17 protein-coding genes and 1 tRNA gene are annotated in these 16,158 nt (G+C 44.3%); 10 read left to right on the top strand and 8 right to left on the bottom strand.

What is annotated here, in order from left to right:
• Nucleotides 1–158: 158 nt before the first annotated feature.
• Nucleotides 159–1,586 (top strand): glutamate--tRNA ligase, encoded by a 1,428-nt coding sequence (gltX, locus tag ABMY42_RS10855; RefSeq protein WP_349266287.1) that lies wholly within the window; start codon nt 159–161, stop codon nt 1,584–1,586.
• Nucleotides 1,587–2,190: 604 nt separating this feature from the next.
• On the top strand, nt 2,191–3,150 hold the full coding sequence (locus ABMY42_RS10850; protein WP_005449221.1) for an OmpA family protein: 960 nt from the start codon (nt 2,191–2,193) through the stop codon (nt 3,148–3,150).
• A gap of 430 nt (nt 3,151–3,580) precedes the next feature.
• On the opposite strand, the gene ABMY42_RS10845 is transcribed toward ABMY42_RS10850, so the two are convergent.
• The 5 genes from ABMY42_RS10845 to ABMY42_RS10825 form a co-directional block, all read right to left on the bottom strand.
• Nucleotides 3,581–4,087, bottom strand: a complete 507-nt coding sequence (locus ABMY42_RS10845; RefSeq protein WP_005449220.1) for a hypothetical protein — start codon at nt 4,085–4,087, stop codon at nt 3,581–3,583.
• A 481-nt stretch (nt 4,088–4,568) separates the two neighbouring features.
• Nucleotides 4,569–5,489 carry a sce7725 family protein gene (locus tag ABMY42_RS10840; RefSeq protein ID WP_349266286.1) on the bottom strand — a complete coding sequence of 307 codons (921 nt, stop codon included), beginning with the start codon at nt 5,487–5,489 and terminating at the stop codon, nt 4,569–4,571.
• Nucleotides 5,455–6,342 carry a sce7726 family protein gene (locus ABMY42_RS10835; RefSeq protein WP_343291209.1) on the bottom strand — a complete coding sequence of 296 codons (888 nt, stop codon included), beginning with the start codon at nt 6,340–6,342 and terminating at the stop codon, nt 5,455–5,457. Before ABMY42_RS10835 ends, ABMY42_RS10840 begins: the two co-directional genes overlap by 35 nt.
• A 378-nt stretch (nt 6,343–6,720) precedes the next feature.
• Nucleotides 6,721–6,797 (bottom strand) — tRNA-Arg (locus ABMY42_RS10830).
• A gap of 68 nt (nt 6,798–6,865) precedes the next feature.
• A complete protein-coding gene (locus ABMY42_RS10825; RefSeq protein WP_017188417.1) occupies nt 6,866–7,999 on the bottom strand; it encodes a flagellar assembly protein FlgT in 1,134 nt (377 codons plus the stop codon).
• Between the two features lie 171 nt (nt 8,000–8,170).
• Between ABMY42_RS10825 and ABMY42_RS10820 the strand changes: the two genes are divergently transcribed.
• Together ABMY42_RS10820 and flgP are read left to right on the top strand one after the other, a co-directional pair.
• Nucleotides 8,171–8,809, top strand: coding sequence for a FlgO family outer membrane protein (locus ABMY42_RS10820; RefSeq protein WP_005449216.1), 639 nt, complete (start codon nt 8,171–8,173; stop codon nt 8,807–8,809).
• 9 nt (nt 8,810–8,818) lie between these two features.
• Nucleotides 8,819–9,250: a flagellar assembly lipoprotein FlgP gene (gene flgP / locus ABMY42_RS10815; RefSeq protein WP_005449214.1), complete on the top strand. Its 432-nt coding sequence runs from the start codon at nt 8,819–8,821 to the stop codon at nt 9,248–9,250.
• Nucleotides 9,251–9,403: 153 nt separating this feature from the next.
• Here flgP and flgN read toward each other — a convergent pair whose 3' ends face one another.
• The 3 genes from flgN to flgA form a co-directional block, all read right to left on the bottom strand.
• Nucleotides 9,404–9,829: a flagellar export chaperone FlgN gene (gene flgN / locus ABMY42_RS10810; protein WP_005449212.1), complete on the bottom strand. Its 426-nt coding sequence runs from the start codon at nt 9,827–9,829 to the stop codon at nt 9,404–9,406.
• Nucleotides 9,830–9,855: 26 nt separating this feature from the next.
• On the bottom strand, nt 9,856–10,170 hold the full coding sequence (flgM, locus tag ABMY42_RS10805) for a flagellar biosynthesis anti-sigma factor FlgM (RefSeq protein ID WP_005425628.1): 315 nt from the start codon (nt 10,168–10,170) through the stop codon (nt 9,856–9,858).
• 115 nt (nt 10,171–10,285) lie between these two features.
• Nucleotides 10,286–11,032 carry a flagellar basal body P-ring formation chaperone FlgA gene (gene flgA, locus ABMY42_RS10800; protein ID WP_017818938.1) on the bottom strand — a complete coding sequence of 249 codons (747 nt, stop codon included), beginning with the start codon at nt 11,030–11,032 and terminating at the stop codon, nt 10,286–10,288.
• A gap of 76 nt (nt 11,033–11,108) precedes the next feature.
• On the opposite strand from flgA, the gene ABMY42_RS10795 reads away from it, so the two are divergent.
• From ABMY42_RS10795 to flgE, 6 genes are all read left to right on the top strand, one after another.
• Complete coding sequence (locus tag ABMY42_RS10795) at nt 11,109–12,035, top strand: chemotaxis protein CheV (RefSeq protein ID WP_005449208.1); 927 nt, start codon at nt 11,109–11,111, stop codon at nt 12,033–12,035.
• Between the two features lie 11 nt (nt 12,036–12,046).
• Nucleotides 12,047–12,874 carry a protein-glutamate O-methyltransferase gene (locus ABMY42_RS10790; RefSeq protein WP_009696835.1) on the top strand — a complete coding sequence of 276 codons (828 nt, stop codon included), beginning with the start codon at nt 12,047–12,049 and terminating at the stop codon, nt 12,872–12,874.
• Between the two features lie 346 nt (nt 12,875–13,220).
• Nucleotides 13,221–13,616 (top strand): flagellar basal body rod protein FlgB, encoded by a 396-nt coding sequence (gene flgB / locus ABMY42_RS10785; protein ID WP_005449205.1) that lies wholly within the window; start codon nt 13,221–13,223, stop codon nt 13,614–13,616.
• A gap of 5 nt (nt 13,617–13,621) precedes the next feature.
• On the top strand, nt 13,622–14,035 hold the full coding sequence (flgC, locus tag ABMY42_RS10780; protein ID WP_005393132.1) for a flagellar basal body rod protein FlgC: 414 nt from the start codon (nt 13,622–13,624) through the stop codon (nt 14,033–14,035).
• 17 nt (nt 14,036–14,052) lie between these two features.
• Nucleotides 14,053–14,760: a flagellar hook assembly protein FlgD gene (gene flgD, locus ABMY42_RS10775; protein WP_005449203.1), complete on the top strand. Its 708-nt coding sequence runs from the start codon at nt 14,053–14,055 to the stop codon at nt 14,758–14,760.
• Nucleotides 14,761–14,791: 31 nt separating this feature from the next.
• Complete coding sequence (gene flgE / locus ABMY42_RS10770; RefSeq protein ID WP_005449201.1) at nt 14,792–16,105, top strand: flagellar hook protein FlgE; 1,314 nt, start codon at nt 14,792–14,794, stop codon at nt 16,103–16,105.
• The last annotated feature ends 53 nt before the right edge of the window (nt 16,106–16,158 follow it).

The raw sequence follows: 16,158 nt of genomic DNA, 5'->3' as shown, positions 1-16,158 counted from the left end.
AGGGCAGCATCGTGTTCGGTGGCTGCCCGTTTTTATTTCTGGCGTTAAACCACAAGGAAGGATTGTAGTATTGACTTACGGTGGTAAAATGTCGCCACTTTTATCCTTGACATTACAACGAGAGCCTTCTCGTTGCTCATTATCCCTAAGGAACTCAAATGACGGTTAAAACTCGTTTTGCTCCTAGCCCAACTGGCTACCTACACGTTGGTGGTGCTCGTACTGCACTTTACTCTTGGCTATACGCTAAAAACCAAGGTGGTGAATTCGTTCTACGTATCGAAGATACTGACCTTGAGCGTAACTCTCAGGAAGCGGTTGATGCGATCCTAGAAGGCATGGAATGGCTAGGTCTTGAGTGGAACGAAGGCCCTTATTTCCAAACTCAACGTTTTGATCGTTACAACGAGATGGTTGATAAGCTTCTAGAAGAAGACAAAGCATACAAATGTTACGCGTCTAAAGAACTGCTAGACGAAGTTCGTGCAGAGCAAGAAGCAAACAAAGAAATGCCTCGCTACGATGCTAACCATCCAAAAATCAAAGCGGCAAACGAAGCGGCAAAAGATGGCGATCCATGTGTTATCCGTTTCCGTAACCCGAAAGAAGGCAGCGTAGTATTTGATGACCAAATTCGTGGTCGCATTGAAATCCGCAACGACCAAATGGATGATCTGATCATTCGTCGTACTGACGGCTCTCCAACGTACAACTTCTGCGTTGTGGTTGACGACTGGGATATGGGTATCACTCACGTTGTTCGTGGTGAAGACCACATCAACAACACGCCTCGTCAGATCAACATCTACGAAGCGCTAGGTGCGCCAGTACCAACATTTGCGCACTGTGCAATGATCCTAGGTGATGACGGCGCGAAACTGTCTAAGCGTCACGGTGCAGTATCTGTAATGCAGTACCGCGATATGGGTTACCTACCTGCTGCGCTAAACAACTACCTAGTGCGTCTTGGTTGGTCTCATGGTGATCAAGAAATCTTCACTCAAGAAGAGATGATCAACCTATTTAGCCTAAACGCAGTATCTAAGTCAGCGTCTGCATTCAACACTGACAAACTGCAATGGTTGAACAACCACTACATCAAAAACTCAGAGCCAGCGTACGTTGCACAGCACCTACAATGGCACCTAGATCAACAAAAACTAGACGTAACTAATGGTCCAGCTATCACGGAAGTGATCAAGCTTGTTGGTGAGCGTTGCAACACGCTTGTTGAGCTAGCTGAGCAGATTCGTTACTTCTACGAAGATTTCTCTGAGTTTGAAGCAGGCGCAGCGAAGAAGCATCTACGCGGCGTAGCTAAAGAGCCTCTAGAGCTTGCTCTAGCGAAAGCTGAAGCACTGACTGAGTGGACGACAGCGAACATCAAAGATGGTGTTATCGCAGCTGTGTGCGAAGAGCTAGAAATCGGCATGGGCAAAATCGGTATGCCACTGCGTGTTGCAGTAACAGGTGGCGGTCAGTCTCCTTCTGTAGACGCAGTAATGGAACTGATTGGCAAAGAGCATTGTGTTGCACGTATCAAAATGGCTCTTGAGTTCATCGCTGAGCGCGAAGCAAACGCATAATTACTTGAATAAATAATCAGAAAGCCGCGATATATTTCGCGGCTTTTTTGTGCCCGACGTTAAGAAAACATCTTAACTCAACATAAATGACGTCGAAATCTGTATGTTTTCCCAACAATAGTTCGAAAAGTTAATAAGTTTTACTTATCCAAATATATCCTCGACGAATGTTTTTTTGACCTTTCAATACAAAATATCTCTCTGACTTAGCACCAAAATCCATAAAGTTCCTTAAATATCGTCTCATTAATGAGAAGTTAATTTGCTTTACTTATTTTATTTTGAAATATCACGCAAACGTTTGCGTGATTGCTATCACTCGTATTTGAGTGCTCTAGATCACATAAAGTCATGCTTTTCGATGACATTAAATTGACAGTTTTGGGATTTGTCTTGGGATTTCTTGGAGTTATAGTGCTCGCCATCAGTGAAGCAGCAATATGCATCACTGGTCAGGATCCATACCCAAGTAACTTTTATGCAAAATTGCGGAAGTTACTTCGGTATCAAAATCAAAGGATTTGAATAAAAGAATTGAAATACAACGTCAGTCAGGCGGCGCATTTCGTTACGAACAAGAGAACTTCTTTTAGAGGAATCAATAATGAAAAAACTAGCAGCGGTAATTTCAGCTTCTTTACTTATGGCTTCAGCAGCACACGCAGAAGTGTACGTGGGCGGTAAGATGGGTAAGTCTTGGATGGAAGACGCTTGTGTAGCTGGTCAAGCTTGTGACAAAGATGGCTCTACTCTAGGTGCTTTTGTTGGTTACGAAATGAATGACTACTTCTCAGTAGAAGCAGGCTTCGACAACCTTGGTGACTTTGACCAAACTTCTTTCGGCGGTCACGTAGAAGCAATCACTCTTGCTCCTAAATTCAGCCTACCAATCACTGAAGACATCGCTCTTTACGGTAAAGTTGGTGGCGCATACCTAATGATGAACGACGGTAAAGACGATTACTCTTACCTAGGTGCGGCTGGTCTTGAGTTCAACGTTAGCCAAAACGTAACAGCACGTGCGGAATACCAAACAATCACAGACATCAACAACGATTCAGTAAAAGCAATGGGTAACACAGCAACTCTAGGTGTGTCATTCAAGTTTGGCGGTCAAGACGAAGTGGTTGTTGAAGAAGAGCCAGTAGTTGAAGAAGTAGTAGTAGAAGAAGTTGTTGCACCAGTTGTTGTAACGAAAACTTTCGAAACTCAAACAATCGGTACAGGTAGCTTTGCGCTAAACAGCACAACGCTTAAACCTGCGAGCGCAGCAAAACTAGACGACCTAGTAGCGTTCCTAAACGAGTACCCACAAGCAAACGTTGATGTAATTGGCTACACAGATACTTCTGGTCCAGCGGCATACAACCTAAAAGTTTCTGAGAAGCGTGCTGAATCTGTAGCAAATGCTCTTGTAGAGAAAGGTATCGATGCTTCTCGCATTCACGCTCGTGGTGAAGGTGAAAACAACCCTATCGCTTCAAACGACACTCGTGAAGGTCGTGAGCAAAACCGTCGCGTAGAAATCGTTGTTCCTGAGTTTGAATACCAAGTTCAACAATAATCGCGAAATCTAACACTAACCGTTAGAAAGCTAGATACGAAAAGCCCCAAAGAGTTCGCTCTTTTGGGGTTTTTTTATATACCCAAGTGACTTTAAGATTCCGGATTCAGAGCGTTGTCATTGATTCCCTATTTACCTAAAGCAAGCAAGGAAAACAACGTAGCGTACCTGCTCATTCCAAGTTGTTTGACGCAGCCATTAGTTTAATAAAAACGCGAGTCAATGACACACTCCCAAAGGGTACTCTTTGCAAATAGCAAGAACCTTGGCTTGTATACTTTGTTGTCGATTCTTGATTTAGGTCCACTAGACCTTTAAATCGTCGCCGCGTCTACAAAACAAGTCATTCTCGCTGAACCCTGCATCTCGAGGTTACTTGGGTATATCTGTTTATCAGCGAAGAACACTCAATGAAAGGAAGGAATAAAGGTCACTTGAGGTCAATGCTGTTGAGACGCCCCATAAACGTCAGGATTTCCAGGTTATCTTTGTGTGCATCCAGCAACGCTTTCTTTGTTTGCATATAGGCGGCCAGTTTGCCGTACTTGTTAATAGAGCGCACGACCGTTTTATATTTGTACTCGCCAGCATCGTTAAACTCACGCCATTTCGCAATGTAGCAGGTGTCTCTATTATCAGGATCCTCTAGGGTAGGGTTAGGCTTATGGACAATCTTTGGTTCGACGCTATGCGGCAGTCTGGTCATTAAATAGGGGTCTTTCAGCAGACGACGCCAAAATTTACCCCACATCTCCCGTCCAAGCTCGTTACGCAGCTTGATAGCCTTTTTAAGCCCTTTCTTTTCTCCAATGCGAACGAAACCTACGGAGCGGTGTAAAACCGTGTCATCCGGTGTGTGGATATGAATCTTGAAGGCCGTTTTGCCCTTCGAGATGAAGCGGTGTCCAGTGTTTGTAATTAAATTGCTCTTAGACATAGTGCTAACTAATAGTTTTGTTAATAGCTAAAAGGGTAAGCAAAACTCATAGATAATTAAAGTAATAAAATACAAAACTGTAAATAGCATGAGTATTGAATCTTTTCTGATACATCTAAATCAAGACAGAATTCTTGAGTTAGGCACTCCCTCAAAGCCGGCAAAAAGTTTGTCAGCTAAGAGTAGTCGATAAAGGCAAGGCGTCATCATACAATCGTTTATTAACGTTTTGACAAGCAAAGATCGCCATCAAAAAAGAATATGAAATGAGTTATGAAGACTTAAAAGAATGGATGGCTCAGTTTTACCTTGAGTAAGGTTTGCTTATTGGGAGAATTCGGGGCATCAACCTCAATGCATGGACATTTTGTGGATACAAACAAAAACGCCTTAGCTAAGGTTATAGCTAAGGCGTTGATCTATGTGGCGCCCCCAGTAGGATTCGAACCTACGACCTGTCCCTTAGGAGAGGGCTTTTATTTTATAGGTAGTTACCAATGCTCTCAATATGATGCATGATTGAACATTCTTTTGCCGGTCCCAAGTTAGGGTAATGCTGCGTTCTATGGTAATTGCTCAACCCAACAAAGCCCACCGTTGTTTGGTCAATATCTGGCGTTTGGTTTGCAAAATTCATCAACTCATTGAGGGCTTGTAAGAATTTATTTGCAGTGTTCGACGTTGTTCCTGAGTCGAGTGTAGAAACGCAATGTTTGATAAACATGTGATCATTAAATGAAGTGTTTATATAAGTAATATGGAGTGCCACGGCTCGGGCTGGACCTCCGCTCTCAGTATACGGTTCACCAACGATTTGATAATCACCAAAACCAATAGCATTTGGCATATTTACGTAGGTCAAGTGAGCATCAGTGAAATTGTACGGATGAAGAGGGTAGTCAGCATTTCGCCCTCTCGCGGCAAAGCAATCTTGAAGCTTTACTAGTTGAGGCATACGAGCTAAAAACTGGCTTGTTGTATTCTGCGTTGCGAATACCGCATTAACTTGGGCTCTTGACGTGATAGCTGAAACGTCGGTAACAGGCTCATCTTTAAAGTAAGTCGCAAAATCGACATTATCGTCACAAAACTGCGTTGCTAAGTTTATTGCAGACTGCATGTTTTGATGACTGAATGCTATGCATGGGAGGAAGTTTAAGTTATCGGACTGAAGCAAGTTTAATATAGCAGTACTTCCGGTTAACTGACCTTCTAGGGGGTTTACGACCACAATTGGTGTTTGGTTGTTAGAGTTGAGCTCAGAAATCGTTCTTTCCAATACTGAGGTTTGAGTTTTAACAGGCTCAATTATTGGGCGCACTTTAGTTGGGTCTAGTACGTTCGCAGTTCTGCGAAGGGCAGAAAGTTCATGACGCTTGCCCCTCAAATAAGGATAGTACATTGTAATCACCTGATGATAAGCTTGAGTTATTCATCAGTGAGCATACGAGTTTGTTTTTTTCTTGTCTGCTAAATTGATAGCTAATCCCTATATTTTTAAGGGATTTTGGAAGGGAGTTGATAAAATTGTGATCATTAGCACGAAATAATTTTAGACTTTTCTTAAATAATTCATTGGCTTTGTGTGCTGGCAGAGATTTATATGCCTCTTTGCAATAATTGTATATTTTAGTGTTGGGCATTTCTGGTATTGAGCCTAGAACTTGCTCTGCAATAAACATGTATTCAGGTTTACGTAAGGTGTCAAACGTCATGTCAAAGTCGAAGTCATCACTGATTGGAGCTTCAATAACCGTTTTAAAATTGTTTCTTTTCGTTAACTCTAGAACGCCAAAAGTTGGTGATTCGGCGTGAATCGATAGGATGTGCTTTAAGTGGCTTTTATGGGTAACAACGTAGGTCTTATCATAAGCCATTAGGTAGGAATCTAATTGATTACTTAAGCGAGTTAATGAATCCATCTCCGTCTTGATTTCATAACATGTTGAGTGACCGTTCAACACAACGCAGTCAGCGACGCTCTTCCCAGTTCTCACCTCGCTCATCATTGAGGTGGTATTCATAGAGTGGGTGCCAAGAAGTATTTTGTTAGCGATCTCGTTCTTGACAACATACTCATTACGGTAGTTTTTCAATAGCAGCTTGTATGCCTCGTCATAAAACTCAGAAACAGTTACGTGCGAATGAAATTCAGAGAATGCTTTCCTTATACTGTCGATGGTGCTCAAGTCCCCTGCAGCAATTCTCTTTAATTCTGAGCTATTAAATAGCTTAGCTAGTAATTTATATTCCATATTTAATGTATAACACTAATTCTTAAAGTTGGCTTTGGGCTAAGTCACGAAGACACGCATCCTAGAGTTAATTCAAAGTAATCGCAAGATGTAAGTGAGCTACTTTCCTATTATTTTTTGTGCAATTTATGAGGGTATAGTTGAGTATACACCTGTCACAAAATACTCAAGTTTCTTTGGCCAGTTACTTGAGCGACATCTTCTATCGAGAAACCTTTTTCAAACAATCTGTTGATCCCTTCTTTATTGTGGCTGTGATGTCTAAAGTCGTCGATAAACTTTCGATTGTGAAACGTAAAATAATCGATTGGTGTGGGCATTTTGTGGACGTAAACAAAAACGCCTTAGCTAAAGTTATAGCTAAGGCGTTGATCTATATGGCGCCCCCAGTAGGATTCGAACCTACGCCCTGTCCCTTAGGAGGGGACTGCGCTATCCAGCTGTGCCATGGGGGCGTAATCAAATAAGATGCGTTGCCTATGATATTCAAAAGTAGGCATATGGCAATGCTTTATACGTGCATCTACAACATCTTGTTCATTACGTCGCCAATTTGCACGCTAGACGCAAGGTTTGGCTGGTCAATCGTGAGCTCCGCTTCGTGTTCGTAAACACGAGAAACCGTTAGGGTAATTTCACTCTGAGACACCTTGTTACGCGGCAAGCCATTTTGATCGATGAACGACGCCGTGTGCCAAAGTTGTAGCTGGTCGCCTTCTTTTACGCCGTGCATACGACCAAGATCCATGGTTACGGTATTGCCAAATACTGCAACGACCTCAGGAAGTGTGATCTTACAAGACAGCTCTGATTCTAGGTCTAGCATGATATTGCGGCTCACACGCAGCATCATCTCACCGTAAGTCGATGCCCAGAAACGTGCGCTACGAGTATCTACTTGACTGGTTTTTGCAAAAGGCCAGTGTGCCACTTCACGATAGTTTTTGTGGTAGACCTCGTGACCTGTCTTGCCATCAAAGACTTTCATCTCTAGTGCAAACTGACGGTTGATCACATCATCTTGGAGTAGTTTGGCATCAATGGTTGCCGTTAAGTCTGTAATCACACCACCGATGATGTACTGAGCGCCATTATCTTGAGCAATCATCTGGGTGCGTTCTGGTGACTTCGCTGAGATCGAATAGTCTGTGGTGCCGACAGAAACAAAGCTGCGCGATGTTTGATCTAACTGGCGGTTGACGACGTGACTAAAATCATTGCCCACGTTGTAGATCTGTCCCATCACCGCTTGCTGCGGAGAGGCAACATCAATATTACCGACTAATACCGTCTTCTTGTATTGATTCACGTGGCAACCCGTTGCCGACGGATAGATGTCCACTCGGATCCTCATTTCCATCTTGCCGCCACGTTTACGTTCAGATTCTACCAAGATGTAACGTACTTCATGGTTCGTGAATTGGTACTCTTTACGGCTTTCTTCTAGCAGTGGCATCAAGTTACTGATGCTACCGATATCCGCACCCGAAAAGTTGACGGCTTTAAAGAGTGCGTCCTCTAACGCATGTAGCCTTGCCGCTTCATCTGAAGAAACGATCGTGGCAACGCCTGTCACTTCATACCAAGATGCCACCGCACGAAATGGTAGGATCAATATGAAAGTGATTGATATAAGGCTAAAAAATATTTTTTTCATTGTTTGTAACCGTTCGGGTATAAATATTGCTTTACCAATTTCAGTGAAGTTTGGTGAGCTTTCTTTCGTTCGACAAACAGAAGAAAAGCAAAGACTGTTCCAAGATTGCACTTTATAGAAATGAAGTCAGTAAAGAGCAGTAACACCTAAGATTATCTGGAGAATCAAACCATGAAAAGATGGCTTGTTGCCGCATCGATGATGACGCTTTTAACATCGTGCGCATACTCACCAATTTATAATGGTAAAGAACCGTACTCTGGCAGTCAGTTCATGTTAATGGACAGTCCACGCCATACGATGGATTTCTTTATTGAAAGCATGACTGAAGAGTTGATGGTTTCAAACGTTGCAGTGTCGTCACGTACGCCCGTTGCGATTACTTCTTTTGTCGACCTGCAAAACATGGATTCAACCAATTGGTTGGGTAACTCAGTATCGGAAGGGTTTATCCACCAGTTCCAACGTCGCGGTTTTAAAGTTGTCGACTTTAAAACGACAGGTTCAATCCAAGTAACCCAACAGGGAGATTTCGCTCTGAGCCGAGATTGGCAAGATCTGGCACAAGAGCAAGAGATCCAGTACGTATTGACGGGCACAATGCTACGTCAAGAAGGCGGTGTCCTCGTCAACGCACGCATTGTCGGTATGCAGAGCCGCATTGTTGTTGCTACGGCGCAAGGCTTCTTACCTGCGGACCGTATCGGTCGTGATCTGGATACGCTTAATAGCATCCGTACTCAAGATGGTGTGTTAATTCGTTCTGACCCAACTATCCGTCAGCCATACACAGTGATTCTCCGCCCGTAGGAAACAGACATGAAGAAGTTATTATTTATTATCGCGACCTTAGTGCTGGTGGGTTGTCAGCCTCTGCAGCAGATGCGTCAAGACGAAATTTTAGTGGCGGTGGGTTATGCAAGCGTTAGTGAGCAAACCGGTCGCACAATGGAAGAGAAGCGCGTTCGTGCAATGCGTGCATCTAAGATCGATGCGTACCGCGAACTTGCCGAGCAAGTATATGGCATGCGCGTAAGTGGTCGTGCGCAGTTGGAAGACCAACGTTTAGGCATTGAAAGCACAAGCGGTGCTGTAGACGGTGTGATTCGTGGTGCAGAAGTGGTACGTAGTTACTTAGTTGAAGACAGCTATGTGACAGAGTTGCGTTTGGATATCCGTAAGATGGATAAATTGCGCGACTACGGTGAAGTGCAGCAGGTGCCTGAGAAGCGTCAGCAGACCTTGTTCTAATTCAATCTTCACTAAACAGATGATCTTTTTGAGCGGCTGATTGGCAACAATTGGTCGCTTTTTTATTCGTGATACTTTTTGGGAATGAGTGAAGCTAATAAGCTTGCTGTATTAGACGGCAGTTTAAATAGACTGAGGGACAGAAGAAAAGAGCTAGGCTTTGATGTTGGTGCCTAGTGTGGAGATGGTGTGAGTTTTACCGCCGGAGTTGTAAGTCATGCCGACCTTTCCGTGCGTGCGTTGAAGCATGTTGTTGAGTTTATTGAAACTCGATTGGGCACGATTGAGCGATTCACCATTCATTTGGTTTACTTGCTGACAATCGAGAACGATAGATTGGATTTGAGCGACAACCTGACTCAGGTTTTCATCTTCGGTAAGTTGATTGACGTGCGGGTGAGAGGCGATTCGCTGGTCGGTGGTTCTTAGTTGACCAATGAGTGTCATCTTTTCCTTGGCGAGTTTTTCGATCTCAGTAGATACACGAGCGCTGATCGCCTGTGTTTCTTGACGTAACACACCAGAAAGTGCTTTTGCATTTTCTAGTTGGAAGTTTACAAGATCGACTAATGCTGCCATGAATACTTACCTTGGGCCTAAGTCAGTTAGCTTTTGCCTTGCAATTCATTTTCAAACTTAATCATATTGTCAGCCAGTTTTTCTGGGTCAACTTTGTATGAACCGTTTGCAATTGCTTCTTTAATTGCCGCCACTTTCGCGCTGTCATAAGCCGGAGAAGCTGCCATATCCTTTTGGAGTTTGCTGACTGCTTTGCCTTGTTGGCTTAATGATACCGCGTCTTGTTGTGCTGGCGCTTTCTTTGATTCTGTTGTGCTGGTCGCACTAGAATCAGTACGTGCAGGAGCGCGACTTGTCGTCGTCATCATCTGACCTGAACGTATATTATCTATACCTGCCATATCTCAACCTTAAACTCGTATCGTAATACTGGTATCCAGACTATCGACCAAGCGCAAAATAACTTTAGAGATTTTTTGCATTTTTATTGATCGATTTGCCGTACACCAGCCTACCTTAGAAGGTGATGGTGATTTCCGCAATACCTGTCACAATTCCTTCTATTATACGTTGGGACTTATCATTTTTCACTCTTACTTGATCACCAGATGATCCATCTTGCAATGCCGTACCCTGTGTGGTGATGGTCATGCCGCCTTTTACGGCTCGAATCGTCACTTTTTCATTTCGGCAAACTACGCACACATCGTTACGTTCGACCACGTCACCCAAGCGAACATTGCGTTTTAACTTTGCGCCAACTACTTGCTCAAAGTTAGTAAAGCCATCTTTGCGAAAACGCTGAAGCTCGATCATTGATGTGGTGACATCTGAAGCGCTAATGATCTCGCCGCGACCCAATTGGCGGGTAGAAACGATCATTGGCACTGACGCTGAGATCCTAACTGGGACATAAACTTTCCAGTTGTCAGCCAGACACTCGACTAAGACGTTGATGTTGCTACGTGTGCTACTGGTTGATGATGCAGACGTTTCCAGTGGCTCTGGGCAATCCGTGGCTTTGATACGTGGATCAATATTTGCCGCATTGACTGTTAATTTCCCTCCCGCTGGCTGCTCTACCGTGCTAAGAATGTGCTGTTCAGCGGCGGTTCTGATTTGCTCAATTTGACTTTCCGTTGCTGAATGAACAAAAAAGCTAAACATACTGAGCAAAATGCCGATAAACTTAGCGTACTTTGTAAATAACGCTCTACATATTGTCATAGTAAATGGTGTCGAATTCATATTATGATACGCCATACTGTTTCTCTGGTATTATGCCTGCCAGTGGTAGAGTATCATTTAAAAACAAAAAGTTTGAGATGGAGATGAGCATATGACGGGGATTCTTGACTCGGTGAATCAGCGTACGCAACTCGTCGGCCAAAACCGATTGGAGCTACTTACTTTCCGATTGATGGGTCGACAGCGCTACGGCATTAACGTATTCAAAGTAAAAGAAGTACTTCAGTGCCCTAAGCTGACTTCGATGCCAAATCTACACCCGCTGGTTAAAGGTGTCGCTCATATCCGTGGCCATACCGTGTCAGTGATCGATTTAAGCTTGGCTATTGGTGGTCGTCCGACGACTGATATCGACAAGTGTTTTGTTGTGATCGCTGAGTTCAACCGAACAATCCAGGCGTTCTTGGTATCTTCTGTTGAGCGTATCATTAACATGCACTGGGAAGCGATTTTGCCGCCGCCAGATGGCGCAGGTAAAGCACACTACCTAACGGCAGTCACTAACATCGACAACGAGCTAGTTGAAATTCTGGACGTTGAGAAGATCTTGGCTGAGATTGCACCAGTAGATGAAACCATGGATTCAACCATCGGTGAAGAAATTGCAGTCGCAGAACAAGAAAAGCCAATCGTACGTCGTATTTTGATTGCGGATGACTCTACGGTTGCGCGTAAACAGGTTGAACGAGCAATTACTTCTATCGGATTTGAAGTTGTCTCTGTGAAAGATGGTAAAGAAGCGTACAATAAGCTGATCGAAATGGCACAAGAGGGTAGTATCTACGATCAGATCTCCTTGGTGATTTCGGATATCGAGATGCCAGAGATGGACGGCTATACCTTAACAGCTGAAATTCGCAGAAATGCAGATTTGAAGAACCTTTATGTTATCCTTCACTCCTCATTGAGTGGCGTCTTCAACCAAGCCATGGTTGAGCGTGTAGGTGCGAACACCTTCATTGCGAAATTTAACCCAGACGAATTGGGTAACGCGGTTAAATCTGCTTTAACACAATAAAAGAGACATTAATGACTGCTATTACAATCAGTGATCAAGAGTATCGTGACTTTAGCCGTTTTCTAGAATCACAATGTGGCATCGTATTAGGTGACAGCAAACAGTACCTAGTGCGCAGTCGACTGAGCCCGCTTGTGACTAAGTTCAAGCTTGCTTCTTTGTCGGATCTGCTGCGTGATGTCGTGACAGGTCGCAATCGTGAGCTGCGTATTGCTGCTGTTGATGCAATGACGACTAACGAAACATTGTGGTTCCGAGATACTTATCCGTTCACGGTATTAGCTGATAAACTATTGCCGGAGATGGCGGCAAACAAACGACCAATCAAAATTTGGTCTGCAGCCAGCTCGTCAGGTCAAGAACCTTACTCAATGGCGATGACTGTTCTGGAAACACAACAACGTAAACCAGGACTGCTTCCGAACGTATCGATTACGGCTACGGACATCTCATCGAGCATGTTGGATATGTGTCGTGCGGGTTTGTACGACAACCTAGCATTGGGACGTGGTCTTTCTCCTGAGCGTCGCCGCACCTTCTTTGAAGATGCGGGAGACGGTCGCATGAAAGTGAAAGACAACGTAAAACGCCTAGTGAACTTCCGTCCTCAGAACTTGATGGACAGTTATGCACTTATGGGCAAATTCGACATCATCTTCTGTCGCAATGTACTGATTTACTTCTCGCCAGAGATGAAGTCTAAAGTACTAAACCAAATGGCAAACAGCCTTAACCCCGGTGGTTACTTATTGCTTGGTGCGTCAGAATCGCTAACAGGTTTGACTGACCGATTTGAAATGGTGCGCTGCAACCCTGGCATTATTTACAAGTTAAAATAGCGGACTCTTTAACCCATTCCAAAGCCTGACCTTGTGTCAGGCTTTTCTTTTTTATTCGATTTTCTTTTTCCTTGTCTTTTTTCACGTCTCTTATTCTTACATCGCTTTTTCGCGCCCTTGTCCTAAAAGCTCACGCCATTTTTGCCTGCTCCCGACCATAGGGTGTATATTTTTTAAAGAGTCGAGCTCATTACTCGATTCGTATGACACTCCATCAATAACATTGGCTTGCTTATTGCAAACCACTACGTCGATAACTGAAGCGGCAAAATGGCATGTTCTATTTTTGGCACGCTAATTGCTTTTTAGTTATTAATTACGGTCAGTTCTTAATGTAGAGGCAAACATGGCTATATCTTTTGACAACGCACTAGGCATCCACCAGTACACGGTGGGCGTACGTGAGCGCAACGCGGAGGTGATTTCCACCAACATCGCGCAAGCAAACACGCCTGGTTATAAAGCAAGAGGTTTAGACTTTGCCAAGGAATTGCAGGCGGCAACATCTGGGGCAAGCATTGGTCTTAGCCGCACAGATGGTCGGCACATTCCTGCCACTACAACGTTGGTCGGGGACAAGCTATATCGTCTACCTACGCAACCAGATACGGGCGATGGCAACACGGTTGATTTGGATTTAGAGCGTAACTTGTTTATGCAAAACCAAATTAGACACCAAGCATCACTCGACTTTCTAGGCAGCAAATTCAAGAACTTAACCAAAGCAATCAAAGGGGAATAATTTAGATGAGCTTATTTAACGTTTTCAATGTGACAGGTTCCGCAATGAGCGCTGAGTCCGTTCGTCTGAATACTACCTCAAGCAACTTGGCGAATGCCGACAGTGTCAGCAGTTCTGCGAAAGACACTTATAAGGCTCGTCATGCTGTGTTTGGTGCTGAGTTAAGTAACGCCATGCGTGGCGGTGATACGGTGCCAGTGAAAGTGATGGGTATTGTAGAAAGCGATAAACCGCTTAGTGCGGAGTACAACCCTGACCATCCCCTTGCAAACGAGGAAGGCTACATCTACAAGCCTAACGTGAATGTAATGGAAGAAATGGCAAACATGATTTCAGCTTCTCGCGCATACCAAACTAATGTGCAAGTGGCTGATTCTAGTAAACAAATGCTGCTGCGTACGCTGCAGATGGGTCAATAAGGATAAGGGGGTAGCGTATGGCCGGAATTAACAACGTTGGTCAAAGCGGCTTGTCCTATATCGACCAGCTTAAAAGCCTACAAGAGAACAAGAAGACTGAAGAGAGTACTGGTAAGCAGGACCTGAAACAGGAAGACTTCCTATCTTTGCTCACTAAGCAATTGTCTCAACAGGATCCTTTTAAGCCGGTAAGTAATGACCAGATGATTGCGCAAATGGCGTCATTTGCGACCGTAGATGGCATTGGCAAGATGAACTCTCAGTTCGAGAGCTTAAACTCGTCAATGACATCAAACCAAGCGTTACAAGCCTCCTCTTTGGTTGGTCGTGACGTATTGGTCCCAGGTGCGGCGGGTGTGAAGCAAGACAATGCGGCAATGGCGGCAATGGTTAAGCTAGCACAACCGATCGACAACTTATTTGTCCGAGTAGAAAACGAAGCGGGCCAACTGGTGCGTACTTTTGAGGTAGGTGCGAAACCAGCCGGTGATACTCGTGTACTTTGGGACGGTAATGATGAAAACGGTAATCCGATGCCTGCTGGCAAATACAATGTGAAAGCGTCTGGCTTGGTAGAAGGGGAGTCTCAAGAGTTCCCAGTATCTACGTACGCGAACGTGAACAGTGTGTTGCTAGGCAAGGGTGACGGTAACGTATTACTCAATCTGGCAGGCTTTGAATCGCCAGTTCGACTTGCAGAAGTTTTGGAAGTCGGCAAAGCGTAATCAATAGCACGTCAGGTTAGGAGATTTTGGAATGTCATATGTATCTTTAAGCGGTTTGTCCTCCGCTCAACTGGATTTGAACACCACCAGTAACAACATTGCGAACGCCAACACGTACGGCTTTAAAGAGTCTCGTGCGGAATTCAGCGATGTGTACTCAAACTCTTTGTTCACTAACGCAAAAACCACTCCGGGTGGCGGTGCACAAGCGAACCAAGTGGCGCAACAGTTCCACGAAGGTTCAAGCATTTACACCAATAACCCAATGGATTTGCGTGTATCGGGTACTGGCTTCTTCGCGGTAGCGAAAGATCGTCTTATCCCACAGCAAAATGAAATGACACGTAACGGTGCATTCCATTTGAACAAAGACAACTACATGGTAACAGCGAACGATGAGTTCCTACTTGGTTACCAAGTAAACCCAGAGTCTGGTGAGGTTTCATCTTACGAGCCACAACCAATCAATATTCCTGCAGAATTTGGTAAGCCAAAGCAAACAGCGAACATTGAAGTGGGTGTGAACTTACCTGCTAACGGTGATTTGAAAGATCCAACTCAGTTTGATTTTTCTGACCCGGATACATATAACCGCTCTACGTCTTCGACGATTTATGACTCAATGGGTCAGTCTTACAAGTTAACAACGTACTACTTGAAAGACCAAACTCAACCGAACACGTGGCAAACCTACTACACCGTGACAGATAAAGGTGGTGAGAAGCCATTGAACATCGCAAACGGTGATGCGGCAACGCCAACGGGTCATGTTGGTCACACAATGAAGTTCAACAACGACGGTACATTGGCGAGCCTAAACAATGGTCAGCCAATCACATCGGTAGCGTTGGGCGATCCTGCGACAAACACGACACCACTTGATCTGAACGGTGCGGACATTGCGCAAACACTTAACTTTGGTCTAGGTTCAGCAACACAGTTTGCTGCTCCATTTGAGCTAACTAAGTTCGATGAAGATGGTGCGACAACAGGCTTCCTAACCAAAGTCGACTTTGATGAGAACGGTAGCGTGTTGGGTACTTACTCAAACGGTGAAAACGTAACATTGGGTCGTGTAGCGCTGGTTCGTGTTCCTAACGAGCAAGGTTTGGATAAAAAAGGCGGTACTCAATGGGATTCAACACAGTTCTCTGGTGACAAGATCTGGGGTGAATCTAACAAGGGCTCTTTCGGTACTATTAACAACGGTATGCTAGAGCAATCAAACATTGATATGACTCAGGAGCTGGTGGATCTGATCTCTGCTCAGCGTAACTTCCAAGCGAACTCTCGTGCGCTAGAAGTACATAACCAGCTACAACAAAATATCCTGCAGATTCGCTAGAGCGCTAGTTGATAGCTCACTAGGTAATCTGTTTAATCAAACGCTGCGTGCGC

It is taken from the genome of Vibrio sp. SSH13-20, from assembly GCF_040104475.1.
GTDB classification, from domain to species: Bacteria; Pseudomonadota; Gammaproteobacteria; order Enterobacterales; family Vibrionaceae; genus Vibrio; species Vibrio harveyi.
Note: the sequence above shows the minus strand (reverse complement) of the source record. Positions and strands in the feature narration are given on the sequence as shown.

Excerpts from the sequence above, each read along its gene's own strand:
- ABMY42_RS10840 (WP_349266286.1), bottom strand. The coding sequence starts at position 5,489 with ATGTACTATCCTTATTTGAGGGGCAAGCGTCATGAACTTTCTGCCCTT.
- flgA (WP_017818938.1), bottom strand. The coding sequence starts at position 11,032 with ATGGCGTATCATAATATGAATTCGACACCATTTACTATGACAATATGT.
- flgC (WP_005393132.1), top strand. The coding sequence starts at position 13,622 with ATGAGCTTATTTAACGTTTTCAATGTGACAGGTTCCGCAATGAGCGCT.
- gltX (WP_349266287.1), top strand. The coding sequence starts at position 159 with ATGACGGTTAAAACTCGTTTTGCTCCTAGCCCAACTGGCTACCTACAC.
- flgP (WP_005449214.1), top strand. The coding sequence starts at position 8,819 with ATGAAGAAGTTATTATTTATTATCGCGACCTTAGTGCTGGTGGGTTGT.
- ABMY42_RS10790 (WP_009696835.1), top strand. The coding sequence starts at position 12,047 with ATGACTGCTATTACAATCAGTGATCAAGAGTATCGTGACTTTAGCCGT.
- flgM (WP_005425628.1), bottom strand. The coding sequence starts at position 10,170 with ATGGCAGGTATAGATAATATACGTTCAGGTCAGATGATGACGACGACA.
- ABMY42_RS10850 (WP_005449221.1), top strand. The coding sequence starts at position 2,191 with ATGAAAAAACTAGCAGCGGTAATTTCAGCTTCTTTACTTATGGCTTCA.
- ABMY42_RS10845 (WP_005449220.1), bottom strand. The coding sequence starts at position 4,087 with ATGTCTAAGAGCAATTTAATTACAAACACTGGACACCGCTTCATCTCG.
- ABMY42_RS10820 (WP_005449216.1), top strand. The coding sequence starts at position 8,171 with ATGAAAAGATGGCTTGTTGCCGCATCGATGATGACGCTTTTAACATCG.
- flgB (WP_005449205.1), top strand. The coding sequence starts at position 13,221 with ATGGCTATATCTTTTGACAACGCACTAGGCATCCACCAGTACACGGTG.
- ABMY42_RS10795 (WP_005449208.1), top strand. The coding sequence starts at position 11,109 with ATGACGGGGATTCTTGACTCGGTGAATCAGCGTACGCAACTCGTCGGC.
- ABMY42_RS10825 (WP_017188417.1), bottom strand. The coding sequence starts at position 7,999 with ATGAAAAAAATATTTTTTAGCCTTATATCAATCACTTTCATATTGATC.
- ABMY42_RS10835 (WP_343291209.1), bottom strand. The coding sequence starts at position 6,342 with ATGGAATATAAATTACTAGCTAAGCTATTTAATAGCTCAGAATTAAAG.
- flgE (WP_005449201.1), top strand. The coding sequence starts at position 14,792 with ATGTCATATGTATCTTTAAGCGGTTTGTCCTCCGCTCAACTGGATTTG.
- flgN (WP_005449212.1), bottom strand. The coding sequence starts at position 9,829 with ATGGCAGCATTAGTCGATCTTGTAAACTTCCAACTAGAAAATGCAAAA.
- flgD (WP_005449203.1), top strand. The coding sequence starts at position 14,053 with ATGGCCGGAATTAACAACGTTGGTCAAAGCGGCTTGTCCTATATCGAC.